Below are 24,160 nucleotides of genomic sequence, written 5' to 3' on the forward strand. Positions count from 1 at the left end.
GACCAAGAATTACTCAGCGTCGTCAGATTTCAGCGGTCCAAGCGCCAGACGACATCTCCATCGCGGGCAGCGCCTTCATTAAAGCCAAGCTTATTCTGAAGCTGGGAGGCATGGTTTTACAATCGTCCGCGTCGGCTTCTTTTAGGATGGAACCTCCTCAACAAGGTTCCTCCGCCCTTGACCTCGTCCCTGTCGCCAGACCCCGTTCGGAATCGCCCCGCGCCGCGGCTGACGCCGTCATCGACGTCCGGCCCGGTCGAGGCCGTGTCCACGCGGCCCTATCGCCGCCTCTATCTGTCGGTGCCCGCGAAGTTCACCCTGGCCCTGGTGCTGGCCTTCGCCTGGACCGCCCTGAGCATCTGGCTGTCGCAGCGGTGGCTCAACGACCTGGCGGCGGTGACGAGTTGGGCCTTCGCCCTGATCGCCATCGGTTTCATCGCCTATGTGCCGGGCTTCATGAACGCCTTCCTGCTGGGCACCCTGCTGTTTGATCGGCGGCTGCCCCGCATCCGCCCGCCCTCCTATCCAGCGATCAGCATCCTGGTCGCGGCCTATAACGAAGCCGCCGCCATTCGCGACACCCTGACCAGTCTCGCGGCCCAAACCTATCCCGGCGACTACGAAATCCTGGTCCTCAACGACGGCTCGACCGACGCCACGGTCGCCCTGGCGCAACAGGCCATTCGCGAGCTGAGCTTCCCCGCCAACGCCACGGTCCGCGTGCTCGACTACCCCGTCAATGCAGGTAAGGCCGCCGTGCTGAACCGGGGACTGAAGGCGGCGAAGCACGACCTGATCATCACCATCGACGGCGATTCCTGGGTGCGCCACGACGGCCTGGCCCAGATCGTCGAGCGTCTGCTGACCGACCCGGCCAACACTGTCGCCGTCGCCGGCGCCGTCATGGTGCGCAACTCGCGCGAGAACTTCCTGACCCGCGCCCAGGAGTGGGACTATTTCCACGGCATCGCCGCCGTGAAGCGGATGCAGTCCATGTATCACGGCTGCCTGGTGGCCCAGGGCGCCTTCTCCCTCTACACCCGCGCCGCCCTGGAAGAGGTCGGCGGCTGGCCGGAATGCGTCGGCGAAGACATCGTCGTCTCCTGGGCCCTGCTCGAAAAGGGCCACCGCATCGGCTACGCTGAGGACGCCCTGGCCTTCACCAATGTGCCCACGAAGTTCAAGCAGTTCGCCCTGCAGCGCAAACGCTGGTCGCGCGGTCTGGTCGAGGCCTTCAAGGCCCACGGCTCCCTGCTGTTCAAGCCGCGCCTGACCACCATCTTCATCTGGTGGAACCTGTGCTTCCTGCCGCTGGACCTGGTCTACACCTTCATCTTCATCCCCGGTCTGGTGCTGGCCCTGTTCGGGATCTTCTGGATCGCCGGCCCCCTGACCCTGGCCGTATTGCCGCTGGCCGCCTTGTGGAACATGTTCATCTTCCGCATCCAGCGTCAGATGTTCCGGCGCGAAGGGCTGAAGGTCCGCCGCAACTTCGGGGGCTTCCTCTTCTACGCCCTGGGATACAGTCTGGTGATGCAGCCGGTCTGCGTCTGGGGCTATGGCGCCGAAATTCTGGGCATGAGCAAGAAATGGGGCACCAAATGAACCGCCTGCCCGCCGCCGTCGTCGGAGCCGCCGCTTCGCTCGCGTTCGTCTTGCCCGGCCTTGCCCGCGCCCAGACCGTCGAGACCGCGCAGCAGACCGCCCGCGTCGAACACCCGGACAGCGCCGCCGCAGGCTTCCTGCCCGCCCACGCCGTGGGCGTGGACGTCTTCGCCTCGACCGACGCCGACGACACGGACGTCGTCAAGGCCGGGATCAACCTCGACTGGCGCTATCGCGGGCCCGACGACTATCTGGGCCTGCGGGTCGAGACCGCCCGCTTCAAGCCCCTGGGCGGCGACGCGACCGAGGATCAGCGCCTCTATCTGCGTTTCGCCGACAAGACCGGCGACTGGTCGTGGAAGGGCCAGGTCGGGACCGACGGCGAGACCGTCCTGGGCTCGGCCAGCGTCCACAACGAGGCCCGCTTCCGTCAGGAATACTTCGTCGAGCGCGAGATTCTGGAAACGCCGCGCGGCCTGGACGAGGGCCTCTACTACACCTTCGTCGGCGGGGCCTTCGACCTGCCGGTCAATGACCGCAACAACTTCACCGTGGTCGCGGGACTGCAGGACTTCACCGGCGACAATGTCCGCACCCATCTGCGCTTCAACTACATCCATGTGGTGAAGCCGGAATGGGGGCTGTCGGCCCAGGTCCGCACCCGCTATTTCCACAGCAGCGACCCCGGCGAGTACGACTATTTCTCGCCCGAGAACTACCTCGAGATCATGCCGGTGCTGCAGGTGCGCCGCTACTACGGCGGATGGCGCTATGTCGTGGCTGGCGGCGTCGGCGGGCAGAAGGAAACCGGCGGCGACTGGCGCAGCGCCCGCTACTTCAACGCCCAGGTCGTCAGCCCGCCCATCCGCGAATGGGCGATCAACGCCAGCTTCACCTACAGCAACACCCCCGTCGCCAGCGGCTATACCTACGATTACAGCCAGGTGAATTTCGGCATCGTCCGCGCCTTCTAGGCTCAGCCGCGACATTCCGACGCCTAAACGGTATTGCAAATCGTTCGCAGGGTATGGCACAGCCATGGTGTGACCGAAACCGCAGCCCATCCCGCCAAGACCGCCGCGAAACCGAAGGCGGCGCTGAACGCCAAGCGGTCGTTCTGGCTGAAGCAATTGCACAGCTGGCACTGGATCTCGGCGGCGGTCAGCCTGGTCGGCATGATCCTGTTCGCGATCACCGGCATCACCCTGAACCACGCGGCGCAGATCCCGGCCGAGCCCGTGGTCAAGGAGGCGACGGCGACCCTGCCCGCGCCCCTGCTGGCGCGTCTGGCCGACTTCCCCGCCGAGACCACCGACCCGGTCCCCGCCCCCGTGGCGCGCTGGGCGGCGGAGGCCTTCAAGGTCCAGGTCGAGGGTCGCGCCACCGAGACCACGGCGGATGAAATCTATGTCGCCCTGCCCACGCCCGGCGGCGACGGATGGCTGACCATCGACCGTTCAACCGGCGAGGCCCTGCACGAGAAAACCACGCGCGGGGCGGTCGCCTATCTCAACGACCTGCACAAGGGTCGCAACGCCGGGGTGGTTTGGTACTGGTTCATCGACGTCTTCGCCGTGGCCTGCGTGGTCTTTTCCGTCACGGGTCTGGCCCTGCTATGGCTGCACGCGCGCGGCCGTCCCTCGACCTGGCCCATCGTGGCCCTGGGTCTGCTCATTCCTGTCGTCATCGCCCTCCTGTTCATTCATTGACGAGTTCTCCCCATGCGTAAGCTTCCTCTCGTCCTGACCGCTGCGGGCCTCGCGGCCGCCGCCCCCGCCGTCGCAACCGCCGCTGACCTGACCGTCAGCGTCGAGCTGCCGCGCATCGCCAGCGCCTCCTATCACCGGCCCTATGTGGCCGTGTGGATCGAGAAGCCGGACCAGTCGACGGCCCAGACCCTGGCCGTCTGGTACCAGCAGACCCGTAACAACGAGGGCGACGGCAAGGACTGGCTGAAGGATCTGCGCACCTGGTGGCGCAAGGGCGGTCGCGCCATGACCATGCCCGCCGACGGCGTGTCCGGCCCGACCAAGGCCCCCGGCCGACATTCAGTGACCGTGCCGGGCGCCCGCCTGCGCAACCTGCCTGCGGGCCAGTACAACATCGTCGTCGAGGCGGCCCGCGAACTGGGCGGCCGCGAGGTCGTCCGCGTGCCCTTCCGCTGGGGCGCCGCCAACACCGGCGCCGGAACCGGCGCCACCGAACTGGGCGCCGTTCGCGTCGCCGTGACCCGCTAAGAGGACCTGACCATGAAGAAGACCCTCGCCTTCCTGACCCCCGCCTTGGCTCTGGCCGCCGTCCTGGCCGCCCCGCTGTCGGCTCAGGCGCACCGTGCCTGGCTGGCCCCGACCTCGACCGTCCTGTCGGGCAATGACGCCTGGGTCGGTTTCGACGCCGGCATGTCGAACGGGGTCTTCATCCCCGACCACGCCGCCATGCGTCTGGCCGGGCTGACCATCACCGCCCCGGACGGTTCGACCGCCCAGGCCGAGAACGTCCATCAGGCCAAGTACCGCTCCAGTTTCGACCTGCACCTGTCGCAGCCGGGCACCTATCGCGTCGCCAACGTCGGCTCGGGCTTCATGGCCAGCTACAAGCAGGGCGGCGAGCAGAAGCGCTGGCGCGGGGCCGAGGCCGACTTCCCCGGCGCCCTGCCCGCCGACGCCACCGACGTCGAGGCCGTGCGCACCGACAGCCGCACCGAGACCTTCGTCACCCTGGGCGAGCCGACCGACCTGACGCCGACCGGCAAGGGTCTGGAACTGGCGCCCGTCACCCATCCGAACGATCTGGCCGCCGGCGAGGCCGCGACCTTCAAGCTGCTGAAGGACGGTCAGCCTGCTGCGGGCGTGGACGTGACCATCGCCCGCGGCGGCACCCGCTACCGCAACAACCCCGAAGAGATCACGGTCAAGACGGGCGCTGACGGCGCCTTCTCCGTGACCTGGCCGGAAGCCGGTCTCTACTGGCTGGGCGCCTCGGTGCGGACGGCGGGCGTGAACGGCCAGCCCGGCTCGAACGCCTCGTGGAACGGCGCGCTGGAAGTCCTGCCCTGACCTCGAAACGCTCCAGCTCGGCGCCGCCGCCGCTCCAGATCGGTGCGGCGGTGGAAGGCCGTCAGGACAGCCGCGTCCTGATCCCGCCGACCACCCGCGCGCCCGAACGGCCGCCTAGCGACCTGATCTGGTCGCTGGCGGGGGAGAGCATGGGCACCACCTGGTCGGTGCGTCTGGTTCCGCCGCCCCAAACCTCAGATCTCGGCGTGACCCAGGACGCGTTTCAGGCGGTCATCAAGGAAGAGCTGGCGCGCATCATCGCCCTGTTCAGCCCGTGGACGCCGAGCAGCGAGATCAGCCGGTTCAACACCGCCCCCGCCGGGACGTGGAAGCTGTCGGACGACTTCTGGAGCCTGTTGAACGCGGCGCTGGATCTGGCCGACGATGTCAACGGCGCGGTCGATCCGACCCTGGGGACGCTGGTCGATCTGTGGGGGTTCGGTCCGCCGGGGCCGCGCGATCCGCTCAATCCCCTGCCGTCTGCTGAAGAGGTCGAGGCGGCCCTGGCCGTGTCCGGCTGGCAGAAGCTGCGGCTGAACCGCGACGCGCAGGCGGCGGTGCAGGCGGGGGGGATGAAGCTGGACTTCTCAGGGATAGCCAAGGGTCACGCGGTGGACCGGGTTTCGGCGCGCCTGACCGAGATGGGCGCGACGTCGCATCTGGTCGAGATCGGCGGCGAGTTGCTGGGGCGCGGGGTCAAGCCGGACGCCCAGCCTTGGTGGGTCGAGATTGAGGCTGTGCCGGGGTCGCCCGCGCCGCATACGGTGGCGGCTCTGTTCGACATGGCGGTGGCCACATCCGGCGACTGGCGCCGCGCCTTCGTGCATGAGGAGCGCCTCTATCCGCACACCCTAGACGGCGCGACCGGACGGCCGGTGGACAATGGCCTGGCGCAGGTCACTGTCTTTGACGCCTCGGCCATGCGCGCCGATGCGTGGGCCACGGCCCTGACCGTGCTGGGGCCGTTCGACGGGCCGGAGTTCGCCGAGGCGATGCAGATCGCGGCCCACTTCGTCGAGCGGACGCCGCGCGGCCTGGTCGAGCGGATGACGCCCGCCTTCGCCGCCATGACGGACGAAGAAGAAGCCTGATCGTGACCGCCGACCTGTCCCGCTGGTTGTGGACCGGCGTCGCTTTGATCCTGTGGCTGGGCCTGATCGGCCTGACGGTCTGGCGCGTGCGCGCCGCCGCGAGAAAGGCCGCCGAACAGACGCGACTGCTGGCCGAGGCGGCCGGCGAGGACGCTGTCCTGATCGCCTTCGCCAGTCAGACCGGGTTCGGCGAGGAACTGGCCTGGATGACGGCGCGAGCGCTGGGCGACGGCGGCGTCGGCGCGCGGATCGTCGCTTTCAGCGATCTGGATCTGGAAACGCTGAACAGCGCGCGCCGCCTGCTGGTCATCGCCTCGACCACCGGCGAGGGCGATGCGCCCGACAGCTCGGCCCGCTTCGTACGACAGGTGATGAAGGCGGACGTGGACCTGTCGCACCTGTCCTATGGCCTGCTGGCCTTGGGCGACCGCTCCTATGACGCCTATTGCAGTTTCGGCCACGCGGTCGGCGACTGGCTGGACCGCAGCGGCGCCCAGACCCTGTTCGACCGGGTCGAGGTGGACAACGGCGACGCGGGCGCCATCCGCCACTGGCAGCATCAGTTGAACCAGATCACGGGCGCCACCTCAGCCCCCGACTGGACCCCGCCCGCCTATGACCGCTGGCGTCTGGTCGAGCGGCGCCTGCTCAACGCGGGCAGCCCCGGCGGTGAGGCCTGGCATCTGGCGTTCGCGCCCATCGACCATACGCCTGACTGGGCGGCGGGCGACATCGCCGAGGTCGGTCTGCCCGTCCGCGACGGCGAGCAGCCGGCCAGCCGTGAATATTCGGTCGCCTCCCTGCCCTCGGACGGGCGGGTCGAGTTCTGCATCCGCCTGATGACGCGGCCCGACGGGACGCCGGGTCTGGCTTCAGGCTGGCTGACGCAGGACGTGCAGATCGGCGACGAGATCGCCATGCGGGTGCGGGCCAACCGCGGCTTCCACGCGCCGCCGCCGGAAGCCCCCATCATCCTGATCGGCAACGGCACCGGGATCGCGGGGCTGCGCGGGCATTTGAAGGCGCGGGCGCAGTTCGCGAAGACCAGCGGGGCGTGGCTGCTGTTCGGCGAACGGACGCGGGCGCACGACGCCCTCTATGACGCGGACCTGCAAGGGTGGCTGGCCTCGGGGGTTCTGACCCGTCTGGACCGCGCCTTCTCGCGCGACGGGGGCGAGCATCGCTACGTCCAGTCGCTGGTGGCGGAACACGCCCGGCCGATGGCCGACTGGGTCGATCGCGGGGCCTATGTCTATGTCTGCGGCAGTCTGGAAGGCATGTCGAAGGGCGTGCATGCGGCGCTGGAAGCGGCGCTGGGCGAGGAGCGGCTGATGCGGCTGACGGAAGCCGGGCGGTACAGGCGCGACGTTTACTAAGGCCTCTGCTTTCCTCCCCATTTCATGGGGAGGTGGCGCGACGCAAAGCGTCGTGACGGAGGGGGCGACGCCGCCCTTTCCGAATGGACGCTCATAATCAGGGCGACAGCGTCGCCCCCTCCACCGCTACGCGGTCCCCCTCCCCATGAAATGGGGAGGAAAGATGGGCGTCATACCTCCGACCAGCGGCGCAGCAGGTTGTGATAGAGGCCGGTCAGTTCGATGACGGCCTGATCCTTTGGCCCCTTGTCGAGGTTGACCCTCTGGGTGGCCACGTCGAGGCGGAACAGGCTTTCACGGTCGGCGTCGTCGCGGACCAGGCTTTGCAGCCACATGAAACTGGAGACGCGGGCGCCGCGCGTGACAGGGGTGACGCGGTGCAGGCTCTTGGACGGATAGAGGACCAGGTCGCCGGCGGGCAGCTTGACCGACTGCGCGCCGTACAGTTCCTCGATGATCAGTTCGCCGCCGTCGTAGTCCTCGGGCTCGGACAGGAAGAGGGTGGCCGAGAGGTCGCTGCGGATGCGCAGATCGCCTCTCTGACGGATGGCGTTGTCGACGTGGAGGCCGAACTCGCCGCCGCCCTCGTAGCGATTGAACAGGGGCGGAAAGATCGTGTGCGGCAGGGCCGCCGAGACGAACATGGGGTTGGCGTTCAGGGCCTGGACGATCAGGGCGGAGACCTCGCGCGCCGACGCGCTGTCCTCGGGCAGTTGCTGGTTCTTCTTGGCCGTCGCGGACTGGTGGCCCGAGGTCATGTTGCCGTCGGCCCAGGGACCGGCGTCCAGGGTCCGGCGCAGGGCCGCGACCTCGGCCTTGGTGAAGACGTCGGGGATGTGCAGCAGCATGGGAGCCTCGATCAAATGCGCATCGGCCCCGCCGCTCAATGGAACGACGGGGCCGACAGAATGGCGCGAAACGCCGTCTCTTAGTAGCGCAGGTTCAGCGTCAGGATGGCCGAACGGGCCGGGGCCACGTCGGCGTGGTGAACGCCGTTGGTGCGGCTGATGTATTCCTCGTCGCCCGCGTTCTGGACGTTCAACTGCAGCGAGGCGCGGTCGTTGATGTCGTAGGCGGCGAACAGGTCCACGCGGGTGTAGGCCGGGGCGTAGATGCGGTTGCCGCCGCCGCCGGCGCCGCCCTGATTGCCGCCGAACGACTTGGACACATAATAGACGCCGCCGCCCAGGCTGAGCTGGGGCAGGAGCCGGTAGGTGGTGAACAGGCTGGCGCTGTGCTCGGGCGTATTGGCCAGGGCCTCGCCGACGTTGACGTTGTTGTAGGCGCCCTTGGTCAGCTCGGAATCCATCCAGGTGTAGCCGCCGAAGACCTGCCACTTGTCGGTGACATTGCCCGAGACGCCCAGTTCGAGGCCTTGAACCTCGGCCTCGCCGGCCTGCTCATAGACGCCTGCGGACACCTGGATCTGAGCGTTCTTGCGCACGGTCTTGAACAGGGCGCCGCTGAGGGCCAGGCGGTCGTTGAACAGGTTGGCCTTGGCGCCGATCTCGAAGCTCTCGGTCTCCTCCGGGTCCAGCAGTTCTGTCGCCAGATTGCCCGTGCCCAGGCCGTTGCCGTTGTTCTGGTCGCCGGCCGAGATGGTCGGCGGCGTCGAGGAGGTGGCCCAGGAGGCGTAGAGGCTGCTGTTGGCCGTCGGCTTGTAGACCAGCCCGACCTGATAGTTGACGAAGTCCCAGTCGCCGCTGCGCGGGGTCAGCTTGGCGGGCGCGCCCACCCAGTCCGCGCCCTCGACCGAATAGTCGTCCCAGCGCAGGCCGAGGTTCAGAATCCACTTTTCGCCGAACGCCATGGAGTCGAAGGCGTAGAGACCCAGGGTGTCGGTCGTGTTGTAGCTGACATTGCCGCGCGTGACTGTGCCGGTCCAGGGGTCGTTCGGATTGGGGGCATAGACCGGGGTGCAGTCGAGGCCCGTCAAGGGCGCCGGGCAGGCCGTGCCGGTCAGGGTGGTGACGGTATAGCCGGCGTTGCGGTTCTTCTCACGCGACAGCTCCAGACCCAGGTCGAAGTTGTGCTTGATCGCGCCGGTCAGGAAGGAGCCGTGCAGGTCGGTGACGTTGGCCAGGGTCTCGGTCGGGTTCCAGCGCGACTTCAGGCCCCGTTTCATCCACCAGACGCCGTTGATGTTCTGCGCCGCGCCGCCGTCGCCGGGGTTGGTGACGATGTAGTCGTTCAGCGTCTGCGAATAGCGGGTGACGTTGCGCAGGGCGAGCGTGTCGCTGAAACGGTGCTCGACATCCAGGGTCAGGGTGTCGACCGTGTTGTTCAGATAGTCGCGCGCCTTCAGCCCGTAGAAGCTGTCGTAGGGCACGTCGAGGACGCCCGAGGCGTCGGGGCGCGGGGCATTGGCGCCGCCCAGCTTGGTGTAGAGCGGGATGCCGTAGTCAGGCATCTGATTGCTGTCGAGGTGGTAGTAGCTGGCGGTGATCGTGGTCGGCGTGCCGAGGCCCGCCGCGACCGAGGCGGCCACGCCCCACTTGTCGAAGTCGACGGCGTTGCGGCCGGCGACGTCGCCCTGGGACGCCATGACGTTCAGGCGCATGGCGGCGGTGGGGCTGACCTGCCAGTTGGCGTCCACCGTGCCGCGCGCATAGGAATCCGTGCCGACGCCGGCCGAGCCGTGGACGAAGTTCTGCAGGCGCGGAGCCTTGGAGCCCAGGTTGATGCTGCCGCCGCCCGAGCCGCGCCCCGAATAGACCGAGTCCGGCCCCTTGATGACCTCGACCTGCTCCAGGTTGAAGACCTCGCGCTGCTGGCCGCCGGTGTCGCGAATGCCGTCGACGAAGATGTTGTTGCCCGAGGCCTGGCCGCGAATGAAGGGCCGGTCGGCCAGCGGCTGCCCGCCTTCACCGGCGCCGAAGGTGATGCCCGGCGAGGTGCGAAGAATGTCTTGCAGCGAGGTGGCGGCGGTCTGTTCGATGATCTGTTGCGGGATCACCGTGACCGCGCGCGGCGTGTCGACCAGGGGGGCGACGAAGGTCGGGTCCTTGGGCTCGCGCTTGATGCGCTGGCCGTGCACGTCGACGGCGCTCAGGGTCGTGGCGTCTTGCGTGATGTCCGTGGCGTCGTTCGGGGCGGCGGCTACCGGGGCGTCGTTCGCCGCCAGAACGGGCGAGGCGCACAGCATGCCGGCGGCGCTGGAAGCGAACAGGAGCGCCTTGAGGGCGGAGGAACGAGCGTCGGACATGGGGGAGGAACCAGTCGGTTAGTTTTGAGACCGGCTCGCAATATCACCTTTTCCGCCTGCGACAATCTGACTCCTGCGACTAAATCGCAATTGCGGCAGGGATGTCACACCGTCGTCACGACGGCGCCCTCAGCCCGGTTTCGCCACCGCCTTGATCGAGATCGCGGGGTCGGCCAGCAAGGCCGCATCCACCGGCGTCGCCTTGCCGATCAGCAGGCGCCCGCCCATGAATTCGGCGGGCGCATTGACCGCCTCGACGCAGACGATGCGGTCGCCGTTCAGGTGGAAGACGGCGAAACCGCCCGTCGCCGGATCGCCGCGCACCACCTGACGGTCGGCGTCGAAGGGCAGGCCGGCGATCTGAAGCTTGACGTCGTATTGGTCGGACCAGAACCACGGCACCTCGGGCGCGGGCGCCGCGCGGCCGACGATGGCGGCGGCGGCCTGCTTGGCTTGCTCCAGGGCGTTGGGCACGCTTTCCAGACGGTGCATCCGCCCGCCGTGGACCGGGATGGGCCGATGGGTCACGTCGCCGATGGCGTAGATGGCGGGGTCGCTGGTGCGGGCGGTCTCGTCCACCACCACGCCGTTTTCGCACGCCAGACCGGCAGTCCGCGCCAGAGCCTCGCGCGCCAGGGCCCCGACGCCGACCAGGATGGCGTCGGCGGCGATCAGGCCGCCGTCCGCGAGCCGCACGCCGCCGTCCTCGAAGCCCGCAACCTCGGCGCCCGTCAGGATCTCGACCCCGTGACGGCGATGCAGGTCGGTGAAGAAGGCCGACAGGGTCTGCGACGCCACGCGGGCCAGCACCCGGTCCATGCGCTCGATCACAACGGCTTCCGCGCCCAGAGCGCGGGCCGAAGCCGCCGCCTCCAGCCCCACATAGCCGCCGCCGACGACGGCCAGACGCTGGCCGGGAGACAGGGCGGATTTGAGCCGCTCGGCGTCGTCGAGCGTGCGCAGCTCCAGAAGCCCGGGGCGGTCGGCGCCGGGGATGGCCAGCTTGCGCGCCATCGAGCCGGTGGCGAGGATCAGCACGTCGTAGGCCTCGACCGCGCCGTCAGCGAAGGTCACGGTCCTGGCCGCCGCGTCGATGGCGGTCGCGGTGACGCCGGTGCGCAGGTCGATCTTCTGTTCGGCGTAGAAGCTCTCGGGGCGCAGCAGCAGGTCCTCCAGACCCGCCTCCCCCTTCAGCCAGGCCTTGGACAGGGGCGGTCGCTGATAGGGCGCCGCCGCCTCCTCGCCCGCCAGGACGATCTCGCCCTCGAAGCCATATTGTCTCAGCAGCGCCGCCGCCGAGCCCCCCGCGTGTCCCGCGCCGATAATCAGAACCTTGGTCATGGGGGACAGATAGAGTGGCGAGGGGCGAGTGGCGAGTGTTGAGCTTAGGCTTTCCTCTCCACGCCAGTGGGGAGGAAAACCTAGCCTCGTCACGCCTCACTCGCCACTTCCTATTGACCGTTCCATTGTTACAGCATAATGGAACGCACCATGAGCACCGACGCCCCCAAGATCGCCCTGCTGGACGCACTGCTTTCGCTGCAGACGCGGGCGGAGGCCGACGCCTTTCTGTCCGACCTGTGCACGCCCGCCGAGCTGCGCGCCTTTGCCGAGCGGTGGCAGGTGGCGCGGCTGCTGGACGGCGGGGACAAGACCTATCGCGAGATCGCGGTGGAGGCCTCGGCCAGCCCGACCACCGTGGTGCGCGTCGCCCGCTCCCTCAAAGACATGCCGCACCAGGGTTATCGCCTGGTGCTGGACCGCCTGAATCAGAAAGCCTGAGTTGAGATCATGAGCACCGTGCAGGGGCGGCTTCGCATCGCCGTCCAGAAATCCGGCCGTCTGGCCGAACGCAGCCTGGACCTGGTCCGCGACGCTGGCTTGCGCGTCGTCAAGGGCAACAACGACCTGCTGTACCGCATCGAGAACTATCCGATCGATCTGCTGCGCGTGCGCGACGACGACATCCCGACCTTCGTGGCGGACGGGGTCTGCGACCTGGGGATCGTCGGCGAGAACGTGCTGGAAGAGGTCCGAAACGGCGGGCCGAACGCCGAGGTGGTCATGCCCCTGGGCTTTGGTCGCTGCACGCTGAAGATCGCCGTGCCGCCGACGCTGGACTACGCCGGTCCGGCCTCGCTGGAGGGCCTGCGCATCGCCACCTCCTATCCCAAGATCCTGCGTCGTTTTCTGGATGAGAACGGCGTGGGCGCCGACATCGTCACCATGCGCGGGGCGGTCGAGGTGGCCCCGCGGCTGAAGCTGGCCTCGGCCATCTGCGATCTGGTCTCGACCGGCGCGACGCTGGAGGCCAACGGCCTGATGGCCAAGGAGACCGTGCTGGACAGCCAGGCGGTGCTGATCAAGGCGCCGACCGCGCCCGAGGCGGGCCTGCAACACCTGCTGGACAGCATCATCGAACGGATGGCCGGCGTGGTGTCGTCGCAAGGGGCCAAGTACGTCATGCTGAACGCGCCGCGCTCGGCTCTGGATCAGATCACCGCCATCCTGCCCGGCGCTGGGTCGCCCACTGTCATGCCCCTGTCGGGCCGCGACGACGCCGTGGCCGTTCACGCCGTCTGTCAGGAGGCCGTCTTCTGGGAGACGCTGGAGAAGCTGAAGGCGGCGGGGGCCTCGGCCATCCTGGTCCTGCCGATCGAGAAGATGATGTGATGAAGCGGATCGACTGGAACAAACTGGACGCAGGCGAGCGCAAGGCGGCGCTGGCCCGCCCGCAGCAGCGCACCGAGGGTTTCGTCACCGGCGTGGTGCGCGAGATCTTCGACGACGTGCAGGCGCGCGGCGGGGCCGCCGTAACCGACTGGGCGATCAAGCTGGACGGCGCCGCGCCGCGCCGGGTGGCCATCACCGAGAAGGCCGCCGCTGAAGCCCGCGCCGACCTCCCGCCCGCTGCTGCACGGGCCCTGCGGGTCGCCGCCGACAATGTGCGGGTCTTCCACGCCGCGACGCGGCCCGAGGACACGGCCTTCATCGAGACCACGCCGGGCGTGAAGTCCAAGCTGGTCTGGCGGCCTATCGGCTCGGCGGGTCTCTATGTGCCCGGCGGCACGGCGCCGCTGTTTTCATCCCTGCTGATGCTGGCCATTCCGGCGGGCGTGGCCGGGGTCGGGCGGCGCGTGGCCGTGACGCCGCCGTCGAAGGACGGCTCGGTTCACCCGGCCATGATCGTCGCCGCCGCCGAGGCGGGGCTGGACGAGCTGTGGCTGCTGGGCGGTGCCCAGGCGATTGCGGCCCTGACCTTCGGCGTCGAACTGGACGACGGCGTGATCGCCCCGGTCGACAAGCTGTTCGGTCCCGGCAACGCCTATGTGGCCGAGGCCAAGCGCTATGCCTCGAGCCTGCCGGGCGGACCGGCCCAGGACATGCCGGCGGGGCCGTCGGAGCTGCTCGTCATCGCCGACCGCGACGCCGACTTCGAGATCGTCGCCGCCGACCTGCTGAGCCAGGCCGAGCACGACGCCGACGCCCAGGTTCTGCTGGTCTCCGACAGCGGCACCGCTCTGACCGAGATCGTCGCCGAGGTGGAGCGTCAGGTGGAGACCCTGCCCCGCGCGGCGACCGCCCGCGCCTCGCTGGAGCAGGCCCGCGCCATCCGCGTGGCCGACATGGCCGAGGCCTGCGCCGTGGCCAACCTCTATGGCCCCGAACACCTGTCGATCCAGGCCGAGGAGGCGGAACTTCTGGTCGAGAAGATCACCGCCGCCGGGGCGGTCTTCGTCGGTCGCTGGGCGGCCGAGACGCTGGGCGACTACGCCGCTGGACCCAGCCACGTCCTGCCGACCGACGGCGGGGCGCGGACCCTGGGCGGCATCACCACCGCCAGCTTCATGACCACCATGTCGGTGCAGACGGTGACGCAAACCGGGGCCGCCGCCCTGGCCCCCGTCGCCGCCCGTATGGCGCGGATGGAGGGGCTGGAGGCTCACGCCCGGGCGGCTGATCTGAGGACGCAAGGATGAGCCTGCCCGCCCCCTATCCGCCGCTGGTGTCCGGCGGCGAAGGTCTGGACCGATATCCGGCCGAGCCGACCGCCCTGGCCGCGCGACTGGCTGAGCTCTATGGCGTCAGCGCCGATCAGGTGCTGCCGGTGCGGGGCCTGACGCACGGGCTGGAGCTGGTCTGGCGTCTGGCCGCGCGCGAGGGACAGACGGTTCAGGCGCCGGAGGCTGAGCCCTATCTGGGACTGGCGGCGCTCTACGCCCGACCCGCTGAAGGGGCCGAAACCGCCGCCGTCGTCATCCGCGCCCTGGGCTCGCCCGAGGCCGTGGCCGAGATGGCCGAGCGCGTCGCCCCTGCCCTGCTGGTCGTGGACGAGGGGCTGGTCGAGTTCGCCTACGCCGCGTCCGCCGCAAGCGTGGTCAAGGACCACGCCAACCTGATCGTCCTGCGCAGCCTGTCGCTGGCCTATGGGCTGGCCGGGGTGCGGGTCGGGGCGGCGGTGGCGCAAGGCCAGACGCTGGCGCGGCTGGCGAGCGTGCTGGAGCCCTATGCTCTGCCCGAGATCTCGGTACGGCTGGCGATGCAGGCGCTGGACCCGTCGCGGATGATCGAGACCGCCGAGCGCATCGACGGCGTGCGCCGCGAGCGCGCGCGCGTCGTTGAGGCCCTGTCACGGCTGATGCCGCTGGAGGCCGGGGTCGGGCCGGTGATCCTCGCCCGCCCGTCTGATCCGGCGGCCGTGGTCGAGAGCCTTGGCCGGTTCGGCCTGACCGCCGATGAGGCCGGGGATCACGTACGCCTGCCGGTGTCGCTGAAGCCCGAGGTCAACGACCGGCTGCTGGTCGCCCTGGGCGCCGCCGACGCCAAGGTGCGCCGCACGCGGGTCGGACAGGCCGTGCGCGATACGAAAGAGACGCGCATCGTCTGCGCCGTCGATCTGGACAGCGCCGGGCCGGTGACGATCCACACGGGCGTCGGCTTCTTCGACCACATGATCGAACAGGTGGCGGCGCACGGCGGGTTTTCGATCCGACTGTCGTGCGAGGGCGACCTGCACACCGATCCGCACCACACCATTGAAGACAGCGCCATCGCCCTGGGCCAGGCGCTGAAGCAGGCGCTGGGCGAGAGGAAGGGCATCGCCCGCTACGGCTTTGTCCTGCCGATGGACGAGGCCAATGCGGCGGTGTCCATCGACCTGTCGGGGCGGCCCTATCCGGTGTTCGAGGGGACGTTTGCGACCCCCTTCATCGGCGACTACCGCACCGACCTGACGGCGCACGTCATCCGCTCGCTGGCCGAGAACCTGGGCGCGGCCATCCACGTCACGGTCACGGGCGACGACGACCACCACAAGACCGAGGCCGTGTTCAAGGCCCTGGGTCGGGCGCTGCGTCAGGCCATCCGCGTCGAGGGCGATGTCGTGCCGAGCACCAAGGGGGTGTTGTGATGGCGTCCGCTGCTTCCCTTCTCCCCTTGAGGGAGAAGGTGGGCGCCGGAGGCGCTCGGATGAGGGGTGTGCTGGCTTCGCCCTCCCCCGTCGTGTGCGTGGACACAGCCCCCTCATCCGTCTCGCTACGCGAGCCACCTTCTCCCCCGAGGGGAGAAGGGAAATACAGCGGGGGAGAAGGGCGATGAACGTCACCCTGATCGGTTACGGCTCGGGCAATGTGGCCTCGGTGCGGTTCGCGCTGGAGCGGCTGGGGGCGCGGGTGCGGATCACCGCCGACCCTGCCGATCTCGACGAGGCCGAGCGGGTCATCCTGCCCGGCGTCGGCGCGGCGGGCTACGCCATGCAGCGGCTGAACGCGCTTGGTCTGGTCGAGGCCTTGCGGCGGTTCAAACGCCCCCTTCTCGGCGTCTGCCTGGGTCAGCAGCTGCTGTTCGAGACCAGTGATGAAGATGGGGGCGTCGATCTGCTGGGCCTGATCCCCGGCCGGGTCGAGGCCATCGCCCCCGCGCCGTCGCGGCCCTCGCCGCACATGGGCTGGAGCCGGCTGACCATCCGTCGTCCCGATCCGCTGCTGGAGGGGATCAAAGACGGCGACTGGGCCTATTTCGTCCACGGCTTCGTCTGCCCTGACGGCCCGGCGACCATCGCCGCCGCCGACTATGGCCTGGCTGTGCCCGCCGTGGTCAACATGGGCGCCCGCTGGGGCTGTCAGTTCCACCCGGAACGGTCGGCCGCCGCAGGGGCGCGTATCCTGAAGAACTTCCTGGAGATTCCCGCGTGATCATCTATCCCGCCATTGACCTGATCGACGGCCATGCGGTTCGCCTCTTGCACGGCGATTTCAATCACGTGACCCGCTATGACGCCCATCCCGCCAACCGGATGGCGGCCTTCACCGCCGAGGGGGCCGAATGGATTCACGTCATCGATCTGGACGGGGCCAAGGCGGGCGAGGCGCGCCAGTATGCGCTGATCGGCGACATGGCCCGGGCCGTGGACATCAAGGTCCAGTCCGGCGGCGGCGTGCGCTCGGAAAAGGATATCGAACACCTGCTGGGGGCCGGGATCAGTCGCGTCGTCATCGGCTCTCTGGCCGTCACCGACACGGATCAGGTGCTGAAATGGCTGGAGCAGTTCGGCCCCGAGGCCATCGCCCTGGCCCTGGACGTCAGAAACGAGAACGGCCTGCCCGTGCCCGCCCTGAAGGGCTGGACCCAGTCGTCGGGCGTGGATCTGTGGAGCGTGCTGGATCGCTATCCGGTCGGCATGCTGCGCCATATCCTGATTACGGACGTCGAGCGCGACGGCGCCCTGACGGGTCTGAACCGGGCGCTTCTGTCCGAGGCCATCGCGCGTCGCCCCGAGCTGGAGATCCAGGCCTCGGGCGGGATCGCCAGTCTGGACGACCTGATCACGGCCAAGGCCATAGGCTGCGCCGGGGCCATTACCGGCCGCGCTATCTATGCCGGTCGCTTCACCGTGGCTGAGGCCATCGAGACCGTGAACATGGTCCCGGTTTCGGCCAATGACCGCTAGGCGCATCATCCCCTGCCTCGACGTCAAGGACGGGCGGGTGGTCAAGGGCGTGCGGTTCGAGGGTCACGTCGACATGGGCGACGCCGCCGAACTGGCCGCGCGCTATCGCGATCAGGGCGCCGACGAACTGGTCTTCTACGACATCACCGCGAGCCCGCAGGGGCGGACGCTGGACTATGGCTGGGTGCAGGACATCGCCCGGCTGCTGGACATCCCCTTCTGCGTCGCCGGCGGCATCCGCACGGTGGAACAGGCGGCGCGCTGCCTCGACCACGGGGCGGACAAGGTGTCGATCAACTCCCCCGCCCTGGAACGCCCCGAGCTGATCGGCGAGATGGCCCAGCGGCTGGGGCGGCAATGCGTCGTCGTCGGCGTCGACAGCGCCTTTCAGGACGGCGAATGGCGCGTCCACAAATACACCGGCGATCCCAACGCCCGGCGCGGCGCGGGCAAGCTGACCATGGACTGGATCGTCGAGGCGCAAGGCCTGGGCGCCGGGGAGATCGTGCTGAACTGCATCGATCAGGACGGGGTGCGGCGCGGCTATGACCTCGCCCAACTGGCCGAGGCGCGGCGGCGGTTGACCATTCCGCTGGTGGCCTCGGGCGGGGCCGGGGCGGTCGAGCATTTCCGCGACGTGTTTGTCGAGGCTGACGTGTCAGGCGCCCTGGCCGCCAGCGTGTTTCACTCGGGCGCGATCGCGATTCCCGATCTCAAGCGTTACCTGGACACGCAAGGCGTGGAGGTGAGGATATGACCACTTTCGATTTCCTTCTCCCCTCGGGGGAGAAGGTGGCTCGCGCAGCGAGACGGATGAGGGGGCGACTGGCCTCAAGCTCATCCTTGGCCGTGATGCGCGCTGGCCCCTCCCCCTCATCCGAGCGCCTCCGGCGCCCACCTTCTCCCCCGAGGGGAGAAGGATCATGACGGTCGACATCCCCAAGATCGACTTCGCCCAACTGGACTTCGCCAAGGGCGGCGGGCTGATCCCCGCCGTGGTGCAGGACGCCGACACGCTTCAGGTGCTGACCCTGGCCTATATGGACGAGGCGGCGCTGCGCGAGACGCTGGACAGCGGCCAGGCGACCTTCTTCTCGCGCTCGCGCGGCGGGCGCTGGCGCAAGGGCGAGACCTCGGGCGACTTCCTCAATGTCGTCTCGGTGACGCCGGACTGCGACGGCGACGCCGTGGTGGTGAAGGTGCGCCCCGTGGGCAACGCCTGCCATCTGAACCGCGTCAGCTGCTTCGGCGACGAGGACGCGCCGGGCGTGGGCCGCATCGCGCGACTGGAGCGCACCATCCACGTCCGCGCCCAGGCTGATCCCAACGACAGCTGGACCGCGCGCCTGATCGCCCAGGGACCGAAACGCGCCGCGCAGAAGGTCGGCGAGGAGGGCGTGGAGACCGCTCTGGCGGGGGCTGCGGGCGATGAGACGGAACTCGCCAGCGAGTCGGCGGATTTGATCTATCACCTGCTGGTCCTGCTCCATGCGCGTAACATGGTGTTTCAGGACGTGCTGGACGTCTTGGCCCGCCGCGCGCAACCGGCCAAGGACGATAGCTAGACCTTAAGACGCAACCCCGCAGGCCGGGGTCATGGAGGAAAGCGCGAATGGCGGCTCTCATTCTGTTCGGCGGAGGCGGCGACCTCGCCATGCGGATGCTGCTGCCGTCGCTCTATTTCCTCGACCACGACGGCCTGCTGCCGGACGACCTGAAGATCATCGGCGCCGCCCGCTCGGAAGAAAGCGCCGAGGAATACATCGCCAAGGTCCATGCGGCGGTGAAGCTGCGCACCGAGGCTGACGGCGGCTGGGACGAGGCCAGCTGGGCGCGCCTGGCCGCCCGCCTCGACTATCTGGCCGTGGACGCCACGGACGCCGAGAGCCTGAAGGCGCTGAAGGCCAGGGCCGGCGACGGGGAGACGACCTCCTTCCTGGCGGTGTCGCCCTCTCTCTACGGGCGCATCGTCACGGCGATGAAGGCGGCGGGTCTGGCCGAAAAGAACTGCCGCATCGTGCTGGAGAAGCCGGTCGGGCGGGATCTGGAAAGCTTCCTCGAAATCGACGACGCCGTGGCCCACGCCTTTGACGAACGTCAGGTGTTCCGCATCGACCACTACCTGGGCAAGGAGACGGTGCAGAACCTGATCGCCCTGCGCTTCGGCAACACCATCTTCGAGCCGCTTTGGAACAATCTGACCGTCGATCACGTCCAGATCACGGTCGGCGAGACGGTCGGGGTCGGCGACCGCTGGCCCTATTACGACGAGTACGGCGCCCTGCGGGACATGCTGCAGAACCACATGCTGCAACTCCTGTGTCTGGTGGCGATGGAGCCGCCCAGCGACCTCGACCCGGACTCGGTGCGCAACGAGAAGGTCAAGGTGCTGCGGTCCCTGCGCGCCATCACGCCGGAGGAGGCCGAGCGCGTCACCGTGCGCGGCCAGTATGTCGCCGGCGCGGTCGAGGGCCAGCCGGCCAAGGCCTATGAGGAAGAGCGCGGCCAGCCGTCCGACACCGAGACCTTCGTCGCCATCCGCGCCGACATCGACAACTGGCGCTGGGCGGGGGTGCCCTTCTTCATGCGCACCGGCAAGCGCCTGCCCGAGAAGCGCACCGAGATCGTCATCCAGTTCAAGCCGGTGCCCCATTCCATCTTCGGCCACGGCGAGCGCGGGGACATCTATGACAACCGCCTGGTGATCGAACTGCAGCCCGACGAGGACATCTCGCTGTCGGTGATGAACAAGAAGCCGGGGCTGGATCAGCGGATGCAACTGCAGCCGATCAGGATGAGCCTGTCCTGGGGGCAGAACGACAAGGACGCCGCCCCGCCGCGCCGCCGCATCGCCTATGAACGCCTGCTGCTGGATGCGCTCAAGGGCGACAGCACCCTGTTCGTGCGCCGCGACGAGGCCGAACAGGCGTGGAAATGGGTGGACGAGGTGGCCGACGCCTGGTCGGGCGCCGGGTTCAAACCGCTGGATTACAGAGCTGGGACCTGGGGGCCTGAGGCCGCGGACCTGCTGCTGTCGCGGACCGGGCGGAAGTGGAACACGCGCGATGAGTGATCTGAACCTCTTTCCTTCTCCCCTCGGGGGAGAAGGTGTCATGCGGAGCATGACGGATGAGGGGGCGGTTTCAACCCGCTCAACCTCTAACGTCGCGTTCGTCGCCAGCGCCCCCCTCATCCGAGCCGCCATGCGGCCCACCTTCTCCCCCAAGGGGAGAAGGATCGTGTTCTCATGACCGCCATCGAAACCTTTCCCACCGTGCAGTCCTGGGCCGACGCCGCCGCCGCCCAGCTGGCGGAGGCGCTGAGCGAAGGCCTTGCCGCCGAGGGCCGCGCCGTCTTCGCGGGCGCGGGGGGTTCGACCCCTTCGCCCATCTATGCGCGACTGGCAGAGGCCGATCTGGACTGGTCCATGGTTACGGCGACGCTGGTGGACGAGCGCTATGTGCCCGAGAGCTCGCCGGAGTCGAACGCCGCGCTGATGAAGCGGACCCTGCTGACCGGGCGGGCCGCCGCCGCGCGGTTCCTGCCGTTGTATGCGCCGTCAGTGACGGTGGACCGCGCCGCCGCCGAGGCGTCGAAGGCGCTGGCGACCGAGGGCGGGCGTCTCGACGCCGTCCTGCTGGGCATGGGCGAGGATGGGCATATCTGCTCCATGTTTCCCGACAGCCCGACGCTGAAGACCCTGCTGACGCCGAGCCTGAAGCCCGCCGTCTATGGCGTCCCCGCCGGTCGCGACGGCATGGCGCCGCCGCAGGAGCGGCTGTCGATCAACCTGCCCTTTCTGATCGGCGCGCGGCGCGTGGTGCTGGCCCTGACAGGCAGCGCCAAGCGCGCCGTGTTCGAGCGCGAGGCGGCGGGCGATCCGCGCGTCCAGCCCATCGCCGCCCTGATCGCGGCCAAGGTTCCCCTCGAAGTGCTTTGGACGGAGGCCGTCTGATGGCTCTGAATCCCCCCCTGAATCCGGTGGTGGCGGAAGTCACCGCCCGCATCATCGAGCGCAGCAAGACCACCCGCGCCGACTACATCCGTCGCATGGACGCGGCACGCGACAACGGGACTGGTCGCGCCAAGCTGTCCTGCGCCAACTGGGCGCATGCGTTTGCCGGCCAAACCATCGCCGACAAGCTGACGGCCATGGACGGGTCCAAGCCCAATGTCGGCGTCGTCAACGCCTACAACGACATGCTGTCGGCGCATCAGCCGTTCGAGCGCTTCCCCGAGGTGATCCGCAAGGCGGTGCGCGAGGTCGGGGCCACGGCCCAGGTGGCGGGCGGAACCCCGGCCATGTGCGACGGCGTCACCCAGGGCCGCCCCGGCATGGAGCTGTCGCTGTTCAGCCGCGACGTCATCGCCATGTCGACCGGCGTGGCCCTGACCCACGACGCCTTTGACGCCGCCATGATGCTGGGCGTCTGCGACAAGATCGTGCCGGGCCTGTTCATGGGGGCGCTGGCGTTCGGGCATCTGCCGGTGGTGTTTGCGCCCGCCGGGCCGATGCCGTCGGGCATTCCCAACGCCGAGAAGGCCCGCGTTCGGGCGCTTTACGCCCAGAACCAGGTGGACCGCGCCACCCTACTGCAAAGCGAGATCGGCAGCTATCATTCGCCGGGCACCTGCACCTTCTACGGCACGGCCAACTCCAACCAGATGATGATGGAGATCGCCGGCCTGCACATGCCCTCGACCGCCTTCGTTCATCCCGACACCGGCCTGCGCGACGCCCTGACGGCGGCGGCGGCCAAGCGGGCCGTGGAGCTGGCGCGGTCGGGTCAGGGCCGCATGGCCGACGTCGTGTCGGAAAAGACCATCGTCAACATGATCGTGGCCCTGCTGGCCACCGGCGGCTCGACCAACCACGCCATCCATCTGGTCGCCATGGCGCGGGCGGCGGGGGTGCTGATCGACTGGACCGACATGGATCAGCTGTCGTCAGTGACGCCGCTGCTGGCGCGGGTCTATCCCAACGGCTCGGCGGACGTGAACGCCTTCCAGGCGGCGGGCGGGGTGGCCTTCGTCACGCGCGAACTGGCGCAGGCGGGCCATATCCACTCGGACGTCACGACCATCATGGGTCAGGGGATCGAGGCCTATTTCAAGGAACCGTCGCTGGTGGACGGCGAACTGGTCTGGCGCGACGGGGTTTCCGAAAGCCTGGACCGCGACATCCTGCGTCCCGCCTCCGATCCCTTCGACAAGGAGGGCGGGCTGCGGCTGGTGCAGGGCGATCTGGGCCGGGCGGTGATCAAGGTCTCGGCGGTCAAACCCGAGAACCGCATCGTCGAGGCCCCCGCCGCCGTGTTCGAAACCCAGGAAGACGCCCTGCAAGCCTTCAAGGACGGCAAGCTGTTCCGCGACGTGGTCGTGGTGCTGCGCTTCCAGGGCCCCAAGGCCAACGGCATGCCGGAACTGCACTCCCTGTCGCCCGCCCTGTCGGTGATTCAGGACAAGGGCTTCAAGGTCGCCTTCGTCACCGACGGGCGCATGTCGGGCGCCAGCGGCAAGACCCCCGCCGCCATCCACGTCAGCCCCGAAGCGCTCGCGGGCGGCCCGCTGGCCCACGTTCAGGACGGCGACATCATCCGCCTGGACGCCGAGGCCGGCGTGCTGACCACGGTCGGGGTGGCGGACCTGACCGCGCGACCACTGGCCGTCCGCTCGACCGCCAACGCCGAGGGTTCGGCCTGGGGCTATGGCCGAGAGCTGTTCGGGGCCTTCCGTCATGTCGTGACCACGGCCGAACAGGGGGCCACCGTATGCTTCGCCGTGCCCGCCGGGGTCGGCGGCCATACGGACACGCCTCCCAATCCCAATGTCGTTGATCGCACGGTGGACGCCTGATGACTGATCAGATCCTTCTCGTCGGCGATGTCGGCGGCACCAACGCCCGCTTCGCCCTGACCCGCATGGTCGACGGCCGCCCGGTGCTGGAGCATCACGAGAGCTTCCCCGCCGAGACCTATCCGACCTTCCTCGGCGGGGTGAAGGCCTTCATCGACGGCTGCGCGGTCAAGCCGACGGGCGGCGTCATCGCCGTGGCCGGCCCCGTGACGGACGGCGAGATCGACCTGACCAACTCGCCTTGGCGAGTGTCGGAAGGCGAGCTTCAGACCCTGGGGCTGAACCCGGTCAAGCTGATCAACGACTTCGAGGCCCTGGCCTGGGGCGCGCCCATCGTGCCCGAGGCCGAGCTGGCCTCGCTGGGCGGGCCGGTGGACGGCGATCCGCACGCTACGGTGGCGGTGCTGGGCCCCGGCACCGGCTTCGGCGTCTCGGCCCTGGTGCGCGACGCCCATGGGCGCGAGATGGCCATGCCGTCCGAGGGCGGCCACGCCTGCTTCCCGCCCGGCGACGCGGTGGAGGACGAGATTCTGCGCATCCTGCGCCGCCGCTATGACCGTGTCTCGATCGAGCGCCTGATCTGCGGGCCGGGCCTGCTGAACATGCACCGGGCTCTGGCCGAGATCGACGGGCGCGAAACCCACATCGACGACCCGGCCGAGATCACGGAAACCGCGCTGAAGGACCCGAATACGCCCTGCGGCGCGACATTGGCGCGCTTCTGCGCCATCCTGGGGGCCGTGGCCGGGGACATCGCCCTGACGACGGGTGCGCGCGGCGGAGTCTATATCGCCGGAGGCATAGCGCCGCGCATCCTGCCCTTCCTCAAGGCCAGCCCCTTCCGCGAGCGGTTCGAGCGCAAGGGCCGGTTCCAGCCCTATATGCAGGCCATCCCGACCAAGGTGATCCTGCACAAGCACGCGGCCCTGCTGGGGGCCGCGCGGGTGGCCTTCGTCGAGGCCGGATGACACAAAAAGTCACGGCGGCGTGAACCGAACGTGAGGCAGGCGCGTTGTTCAGGC

General features: G+C 68.9%; 22 protein-coding genes. 19 read left to right on the forward strand and 3 right to left on the reverse strand.

The features are described 5' to 3' along the window. The first annotated feature begins 264 nt into the window (after positions 1-264). The 7 genes from DXK21_RS08145 to DXK21_RS08175 all read left to right on the forward strand — a co-directional run bounded on the left by DXK21_RS08145 (position 265) and on the right by DXK21_RS08175 (position 7,128). On the forward strand, positions 265-1,605 hold the full coding sequence (locus tag DXK21_RS08145) for a glycosyltransferase family 2 protein (protein WP_114817336.1): 1,341 nt from the start codon (positions 265-267) through the stop codon (positions 1,603-1,605). Beyond that, positions 1,602-2,579, forward strand: coding sequence for a hypothetical protein (locus tag DXK21_RS08150; protein ID WP_114817287.1), 978 nt, complete (start codon positions 1,602-1,604; stop codon positions 2,577-2,579). Before DXK21_RS08145 ends, DXK21_RS08150 begins: the two co-directional genes overlap by 4 nt. Positions 2,580-2,648: 69 nt before the next feature. Next, positions 2,649-3,314, forward strand: coding sequence for a PepSY-associated TM helix domain-containing protein (locus DXK21_RS08155; RefSeq protein ID WP_114817288.1), 666 nt, complete (start codon positions 2,649-2,651; stop codon positions 3,312-3,314). A gap of 12 nt (positions 3,315-3,326) precedes the next feature. Continuing rightward, positions 3,327-3,842, forward strand: coding sequence for a DUF2271 domain-containing protein (locus DXK21_RS08160; RefSeq protein WP_114817289.1), 516 nt, complete (start codon positions 3,327-3,329; stop codon positions 3,840-3,842). 12 nt (positions 3,843-3,854) lie between these two features. Further along, positions 3,855-4,661 carry a DUF4198 domain-containing protein gene (locus DXK21_RS08165; RefSeq protein WP_114817290.1) on the forward strand — a complete coding sequence of 269 codons (807 nt, stop codon included), beginning with the start codon at positions 3,855-3,857 and terminating at the stop codon, positions 4,659-4,661. Beyond that, a complete protein-coding gene (locus DXK21_RS08170; protein ID WP_245945148.1) occupies positions 4,631-5,752 on the forward strand; it encodes an FAD:protein FMN transferase in 1,122 nt (373 codons plus the stop codon). The genes DXK21_RS08165 and DXK21_RS08170 overlap by 31 nt, the downstream gene beginning before the upstream one ends. Before the next feature lie 2 nt (positions 5,753-5,754). Continuing rightward, entirely contained in the window at positions 5,755-7,128 is a 1,374-nt protein-coding gene (locus tag DXK21_RS08175; protein ID WP_114817291.1) for a sulfite reductase subunit alpha, read from the forward strand. A 170-nt stretch (positions 7,129-7,298) separates the two neighbouring features. On the opposite strand, the gene DXK21_RS08180 is transcribed toward DXK21_RS08175, so the two are convergent. From DXK21_RS08180 to DXK21_RS08190, 3 genes are all read right to left on the reverse strand, one after another. Beyond that, complete coding sequence (locus tag DXK21_RS08180; RefSeq protein ID WP_114817338.1) at positions 7,299-7,976, reverse strand: Fe2+-dependent dioxygenase; 678 nt, start codon at positions 7,974-7,976, stop codon at positions 7,299-7,301. 80 nt (positions 7,977-8,056) lie between these two features. Continuing rightward, on the reverse strand, positions 8,057-10,333 hold the full coding sequence (locus DXK21_RS08185; protein WP_114817292.1) for a TonB-dependent receptor: 2,277 nt from the start codon (positions 10,331-10,333) through the stop codon (positions 8,057-8,059). 129 nt (positions 10,334-10,462) lie between these two features. Beyond that, positions 10,463-11,674: an NAD(P)/FAD-dependent oxidoreductase gene (locus DXK21_RS08190; RefSeq protein WP_114817293.1), complete on the reverse strand. Its 1,212-nt coding sequence runs from the start codon at positions 11,672-11,674 to the stop codon at positions 10,463-10,465. A gap of 138 nt (positions 11,675-11,812) precedes the next feature. Between DXK21_RS08190 and DXK21_RS08195 the strand changes: the two genes are divergently transcribed. The 12 genes from DXK21_RS08195 to glk all read left to right on the forward strand — a co-directional run bounded on the left by DXK21_RS08195 (position 11,813) and on the right by glk (position 24,106). After that, positions 11,813-12,115 carry a YerC/YecD family TrpR-related protein gene (locus DXK21_RS08195; protein WP_114817294.1) on the forward strand — a complete coding sequence of 101 codons (303 nt, stop codon included), beginning with the start codon at positions 11,813-11,815 and terminating at the stop codon, positions 12,113-12,115. A 9-nt stretch (positions 12,116-12,124) separates the two neighbouring features. Then, complete coding sequence (gene hisG / locus DXK21_RS08200) at positions 12,125-13,006, forward strand: ATP phosphoribosyltransferase (RefSeq protein WP_114817295.1); 882 nt, start codon at positions 12,125-12,127, stop codon at positions 13,004-13,006. Further along, positions 13,006-14,313 (forward strand): histidinol dehydrogenase, encoded by a 1,308-nt coding sequence (gene hisD, locus DXK21_RS08205; protein WP_114817296.1) that lies wholly within the window; start codon positions 13,006-13,008, stop codon positions 14,311-14,313. Before hisG ends, hisD begins: the two co-directional genes overlap by 1 nt. Then, a complete protein-coding gene (gene hisB / locus DXK21_RS08210) occupies positions 14,310-15,743 on the forward strand; it encodes an imidazoleglycerol-phosphate dehydratase HisB (RefSeq protein ID WP_114817297.1) in 1,434 nt (477 codons plus the stop codon). The genes hisD and hisB overlap by 4 nt, the downstream gene beginning before the upstream one ends. 184 nt (positions 15,744-15,927) lie before the next feature. Beyond that, positions 15,928-16,527, forward strand: coding sequence for an imidazole glycerol phosphate synthase subunit HisH (hisH, locus tag DXK21_RS08215; RefSeq protein WP_114817298.1), 600 nt, complete (start codon positions 15,928-15,930; stop codon positions 16,525-16,527). After that, positions 16,524-17,282 (forward strand): 1-(5-phosphoribosyl)-5-[(5-phosphoribosylamino)methylideneamino]imidazole-4-carboxamide isomerase, encoded by a 759-nt coding sequence (gene hisA / locus DXK21_RS08220; RefSeq protein ID WP_114817299.1) that lies wholly within the window; start codon positions 16,524-16,526, stop codon positions 17,280-17,282. Before hisH ends, hisA begins: the two co-directional genes overlap by 4 nt. After that, the gene (gene hisF, locus DXK21_RS08225) at positions 17,272-18,039 is read left to right on the forward strand and encodes an imidazole glycerol phosphate synthase subunit HisF (protein WP_114817300.1); all 768 of its coding nucleotides are present in this window, start codon (positions 17,272-17,274) and stop codon (positions 18,037-18,039) included. Before hisA ends, hisF begins: the two co-directional genes overlap by 11 nt. Positions 18,040-18,205: 166 nt before the next feature. After that, the gene (hisIE, locus tag DXK21_RS08230) at positions 18,206-18,847 is read left to right on the forward strand and encodes a bifunctional phosphoribosyl-AMP cyclohydrolase/phosphoribosyl-ATP diphosphatase HisIE (RefSeq protein WP_114817301.1); all 642 of its coding nucleotides are present in this window, start codon (positions 18,206-18,208) and stop codon (positions 18,845-18,847) included. A 47-nt stretch (positions 18,848-18,894) separates the two neighbouring features. After that, positions 18,895-20,355 (forward strand): glucose-6-phosphate dehydrogenase, encoded by a 1,461-nt coding sequence (gene zwf / locus DXK21_RS08235; protein ID WP_114817302.1) that lies wholly within the window; start codon positions 18,895-18,897, stop codon positions 20,353-20,355. A 174-nt stretch (positions 20,356-20,529) separates the two neighbouring features. Next, entirely contained in the window at positions 20,530-21,237 is a 708-nt protein-coding gene (pgl, locus tag DXK21_RS08240; protein WP_114817303.1) for a 6-phosphogluconolactonase, read from the forward strand. Further along, positions 21,237-23,138, forward strand: a complete 1,902-nt coding sequence (gene edd / locus DXK21_RS08245) for a phosphogluconate dehydratase (protein WP_114817304.1) — start codon at positions 21,237-21,239, stop codon at positions 23,136-23,138. Before pgl ends, edd begins: the two co-directional genes overlap by 1 nt. Next, positions 23,138-24,106, forward strand: coding sequence for a glucokinase (gene glk / locus DXK21_RS08250; RefSeq protein ID WP_114817305.1), 969 nt, complete (start codon positions 23,138-23,140; stop codon positions 24,104-24,106). The genes edd and glk overlap by 1 nt, the downstream gene beginning before the upstream one ends. Positions 24,107-24,160: the final 54 nt, after the last annotated feature.

Origin of the sequence: Brevundimonas bullata (assembly GCF_003350205.1) — a bacterium.
Classification (GTDB): Bacteria; Pseudomonadota; Alphaproteobacteria; order Caulobacterales; family Caulobacteraceae; genus Brevundimonas; species Brevundimonas bullata.

What these genes read in the sequence shown, in the direction of transcription:
- edd (WP_114817304.1), top strand. Translation starts at nt 21,237, where the DNA reads ATGGCTCTGAATCCCCCCCTGAATCCGGTGGTGGCGGAAGTCACCGCC.
- hisH (WP_114817298.1), top strand. Translation starts at nt 15,928, where the DNA reads ATGAACGTCACCCTGATCGGTTACGGCTCGGGCAATGTGGCCTCGGTG.
- hisIE (WP_114817301.1), top strand. Translation starts at nt 18,206, where the DNA reads ATGACGGTCGACATCCCCAAGATCGACTTCGCCCAACTGGACTTCGCC.
- pgl (WP_114817303.1), top strand. Translation starts at nt 20,530, where the DNA reads ATGACCGCCATCGAAACCTTTCCCACCGTGCAGTCCTGGGCCGACGCC.
- hisB (WP_114817297.1), top strand. Translation starts at nt 14,310, where the DNA reads ATGAGCCTGCCCGCCCCCTATCCGCCGCTGGTGTCCGGCGGCGAAGGT.
- DXK21_RS08185 (WP_114817292.1), bottom strand. Translation starts at nt 10,333, where the DNA reads ATGTCCGACGCTCGTTCCTCCGCCCTCAAGGCGCTCCTGTTCGCTTCC.
- DXK21_RS08190 (WP_114817293.1), bottom strand. Translation starts at nt 11,674, where the DNA reads ATGACCAAGGTTCTGATTATCGGCGCGGGACACGCGGGGGGCTCGGCG.
- DXK21_RS08180 (WP_114817338.1), bottom strand. Translation starts at nt 7,976, where the DNA reads ATGCTGCTGCACATCCCCGACGTCTTCACCAAGGCCGAGGTCGCGGCC.
- hisF (WP_114817300.1), top strand. Translation starts at nt 17,272, where the DNA reads ATGACCGCTAGGCGCATCATCCCCTGCCTCGACGTCAAGGACGGGCGG.
- glk (WP_114817305.1), top strand. Translation starts at nt 23,138, where the DNA reads ATGACTGATCAGATCCTTCTCGTCGGCGATGTCGGCGGCACCAACGCC.
- DXK21_RS08160 (WP_114817289.1), top strand. Translation starts at nt 3,327, where the DNA reads ATGCGTAAGCTTCCTCTCGTCCTGACCGCTGCGGGCCTCGCGGCCGCC.
- zwf (WP_114817302.1), top strand. Translation starts at nt 18,895, where the DNA reads ATGGCGGCTCTCATTCTGTTCGGCGGAGGCGGCGACCTCGCCATGCGG.
- DXK21_RS08150 (WP_114817287.1), top strand. Translation starts at nt 1,602, where the DNA reads ATGAACCGCCTGCCCGCCGCCGTCGTCGGAGCCGCCGCTTCGCTCGCG.
- DXK21_RS08195 (WP_114817294.1), top strand. Translation starts at nt 11,813, where the DNA reads ATGGAACGCACCATGAGCACCGACGCCCCCAAGATCGCCCTGCTGGAC.
- hisD (WP_114817296.1), top strand. Translation starts at nt 13,006, where the DNA reads ATGAAGCGGATCGACTGGAACAAACTGGACGCAGGCGAGCGCAAGGCG.
- hisG (WP_114817295.1), top strand. Translation starts at nt 12,125, where the DNA reads ATGAGCACCGTGCAGGGGCGGCTTCGCATCGCCGTCCAGAAATCCGGC.
- DXK21_RS08165 (WP_114817290.1), top strand. Translation starts at nt 3,855, where the DNA reads ATGAAGAAGACCCTCGCCTTCCTGACCCCCGCCTTGGCTCTGGCCGCC.